Here is a 4,313-nt window from a genome sequence, read left to right as displayed (position 1 = left end):
ATTGTCTCTAAACTTACAGTAATAACCCTTTGAAACAACTCTAGAGGGTAGGCGGGGTTTCCAACGGTTTCAACAGCATAGCGATTGGCATCATTAATAATACCACTCTTTTTATCAGTCTTTACACATTGACGCCCCATAACCCATTCAAGAGCGGGTCTACCATTGACGATATACTCATAAGCTTCAAGAGGGATATCTGTTATGGTAATATTGCTATTGTAAATAACAGTTGATTTATCCTTTTCGGATTTTCCTTTCTCTTTAGCTGCTTTTGCGAATTTCATTTCAGTTACATAATAGAATTTTTCGGGATTAGAGATCTCTGTCTGTTTTGGATTACCTTTTTTAAAGGTCACTGGATAAGGCTCTACATCTTCATAATTTACGTGCAAATGACCGAGTTCACGCCCTGCTGTTACAAATTTCCAAAAATCATCAGCACTCTTTACACAAGGGATACGAGGTAATTCTTTGCATAAATTATCAGCATAACGAGAGCGATAATCTTCTGAATGAAGCAAACCGTAAACATAATAGAATAGATCATCTTTTGTTATGGTTTCATTAGGATAAGCCATTTTAAAATATGCTAGTCCTTCATCCGTAATGGCATCACGTCTCTGTAAATCAGCACTTTTGCTTTCTTCTGTAAATAAATGGGTTTGTTTTTCACTTTTATTTTTTGAAACTGGAGTGTCTTCGTAAATATAGCGTGGAAAGCATTGACCTTTTTCTATTGCATCTAAACTAGGTAAAGCTTTATTCATCAATACAGAAAATCTTCTTGCTCCTATGCCTGTAACTTGTATCACCTTATTTTCAACCACTTGCCCTATTGGAAATATCCGCGTCTGATAAGCACCATCGCAGTTGAGAACAGAATCACTATAAAGCCACTGCTTAGTAAAAGGACGATACAAACTTTTGGTAAGGCACTTTTCCTTAAAGTTGAAAAACTTTCCTTTTACTAAATCTTTTTTGAGATTATTACTCCAACTTATTTTGCTCTCATCCGAATTGACAAAATCGTTTACAGCATTTGCACGTACTTTATGATCAGCTGGTAAATAAGTATCGTTAAAACGTTTTACTTCACTATTATAGAAAGCAATCATATTATGCATATTCTTTGCCACTATTTCACGGCTTGAGTTATATGCCCACGTATCACGGCTTGTCATAATGCCACGAGAAAAATTTTCAAAAAGTTTTTTACCATGACCTTTTTTATAACCTATGGCTAAAAATGCTTTAAAATTGTCATCACGTTGATTTATCCAATCTCCATGTTTATCCGGTGTAATTATTTGCCAACCTTTTTTGCTTCGTGTAATGCCATCAATACTCCTAAATTTTTCAATTATCGTGAGCTTTTCTTCTCTATTGAGATAGTCTCCAATATCACGAAAATATATCTTGCCATGCTGTTGTGAATTTGGATTTTTAACCAGAATAGAGATAGCTATAGGGGCACGAGAGCCTTCACCAAAAATCCCACCACTTTCTTTCTTACGTTGTTCTCCAGAAGTCCGCGCATTTCCCCGCAAATGGAAAATATAAAGGCTGCTAAATTCCTCAACGAGGCATTTGCGTAAGCTATCCATGGAACTTCCATTGATAAAACTTGCATTTGTGACAAAGCCAATTACTCCAGCATTATCAATACGGTCACTAGCCCAACGAATAGCACGAATATAACTATCATAAAGCGCTCGTATATTCGTTACTTTAGATTGAGCAGCGTAGGTTTCACGAATGCGATCATCTAATATCGGATAAGCTGTATTCTTTGCATTATCGTTTTCGCTTTTTTGTCCTACCGAATAAGGAGGGTTACCAAAGATAACTTGGATATCCAGTTTCTTTTGATGCTCTAAATATTCACTGTTTTCTTTGAATAATTCCTGTAGCAAGTTCTTCTCTTCAAGCATGCGAAACGTATCAGCCAAACCAATATGCTTAAAGGGAATGTACTCTCCTTTCATAAGACTATGATAGGTCGATTCAATGTTAATCGCTGCTATGTAATAGGCAAGCAAAACAATCTCATTGGCGTGGATATCATGACGGAATTTATATTCCATATCCTCTGGTTTGATGAGATTGGATTGTAAAAGCCTTGTGATAAAGGTTCCTGTTCCAGTGAAAGGGTCGAGAATAGAAACACCACGTGACCCCAAGCTTTTTCCAAACTCATTACGCAACACATCATCAACAGAATGAATAATAAAATCAACAACCTCAACGGGCGTATAAACAATCCCAAGCTTATCCGTAGTTTTCTTAAATGCCTTGGCAAAAAAGCTTTCATAAAGCGTAATAATAAGATTTTGCCTTGCTTGTGGTGTGGTAATCCCAGAAGCACGAAGCCTTACACTGTTATAAAACTCTTGTAATTCCTTGGATTCTTCCTCGATATTCGTTTTATCCAATTCTTTTAAGATTTTTTCCATGGCTTGCGAAATAGCATTGTTTTGTACAAACTCATTGCCCTTAAACAAAGCTTCAAACACAGGACGCGTGACAAGATGCTGGGCAAGCATCTCAATCGCTTCCTCTTGTTTTATTTCACTGTTTAAGTTGTTCTTTAATTCCTTATGAAAGGCATCAAAAGCATGAAAGGCTTCACTGGTTTCATCAGCAAGCAAGTTTTGGAGATGCGTGATATGATTTTGTGCAATCTCAGCAACATTGCCCGCCCAATTTTCCCAATAATCCGCAATAGCAAATTTCTTTGCAAGAAGGGTTTTGAGAGCATTGGGAAACTCTTTATAAAAAGGTAATCTTCCTGTTACGCTATGAATAGTTTGTGGTTCATGAGCGGCTTTTCCAATCTCAAGACCCATATGTTCTGATTTTTCATGGATATGGATTTTATCCTCAACCGCGGTCATGCTCTTTAAGGCGACAATCTCCAAAGTATCACTAACATCTTGCCCTAAGATCATTTGGTTAAGGGTGATTTCAAAATTCTCATCATGAGCAAGCAAAGCATTGATCACTTGCCAGACTACCTTGTATCTCTTATTGTAGCGTAAAGCCTGTTCAGCAGAAACCCCAGCAGGGATCCCGACGGGTAAAATGATGTAGCCTCTTTTCTTGCCCTTTGCACGCCGCATGATACGCCCCACCGCCTGTATGACATCCACATGACTTTTACGCGGGTGTAAAAACATGATGGCATCAAGAGCGGGGACATCCACCCCTTCAGACAGACATCTTACATTGGTGAGCACACGGCAAGTATTTTCCCCCACATCTTCCTTAAGCCAATCAAGGGCTTTATTGCGCATTTTGGCACTTTGGGTTCCATCAATATGATCAAAGGTACACTGAAGCGGCGGGGTATCTTTATAGAGTTGATGAAGATTAAATAATTCTTCCTGTATTTCTTGAGAATTGAAGGTATCACGGATACGTTCAGAAGTTTTAATGTCTTTACAAAAAGCCAAAGCCCGCCGCATAGGGTTAGGGTCATCACTTAAATCAACCTTGAGATCTATTTTGGCAAGGGCTTGATAACAGCCTATGATCTTGGTTTTATCATCAAGAATAAGTTCATAATTCTCATCGGTCATCAAATGCTGAATAGATTCAGCAACTTCCTCTTCATTAATGCCCAAAACAATAATCTTATAAGGTGCTAAAAGTTCATTCTGAACGGCTTTTGAGAATGTATAAGTATAAAGCTCTTTTCCATAGAGCTCTTTATCATCCATAGAGGCGAGAACAGCATTGATCTCATTGGCTTGCTTTTTGGCATCATCGGTAAAGATCTTAGGCGTTGCTGTCATATACAGACGTTTTTTACCTCGAATGATGCTGTTATCGTGAACCTTGATAAATTCAGATTCATTATCTTCACTTCCCAATGAAGCCCCAGTGGTACGGTGTGCTTCATCGCAAATGATCAGATCAAATTCAGGTAAATCGTACTTTTTTTGTGCATCTGAAATCACTTGGATGGAATGATAAGTTGAAAACACCACGGTCATCAGATCATGGGACACCTTACCCGCTTTACTCGCCAGTTCTTTTGCATCCGTTGTAGCAGGCAAGGCAAGATCAGAGCTATCAAATTCAAGAGCATCATTTTTATTATTCTTACGACGTTTTCCCACTTGTGTATCGGAACACACGGCAAAAGAACGCAAGGGTATTTCTGTATCTTCTGTCCATTCACGGATTGTTTGAGAGATAAGAGCAAGAGAGGGCACCAGAAACAAAATACGCTTGCCTTTCCCAGCAAGGGTTTCTGCTATCTTCAAACTGGTGAAAGTCTTGCCCGTTCCACATGCCATAATCAGCTT

General features: G+C 38.4%; 1 protein-coding gene. It reads right to left on the bottom strand.

Translation table 11 applies throughout. The annotated features are described in order from the left end of the window. Positions 1-4,313, bottom strand: a 4,313-nt coding sequence (locus GGR08_RS07625) for a type ISP restriction/modification enzyme (RefSeq protein WP_183194714.1), incomplete at both ends; no start/stop codon positions are given.

The organism is Bartonella fuyuanensis, assembly GCF_014197255.1.
Taxonomy (GTDB): domain Bacteria; phylum Pseudomonadota; class Alphaproteobacteria; order Rhizobiales; family Rhizobiaceae; genus Bartonella; species Bartonella fuyuanensis.
The sequence above is the reverse complement of the archived record's forward strand: the minus strand, read 5'-3'. Positions and strand labels throughout refer to the sequence as shown.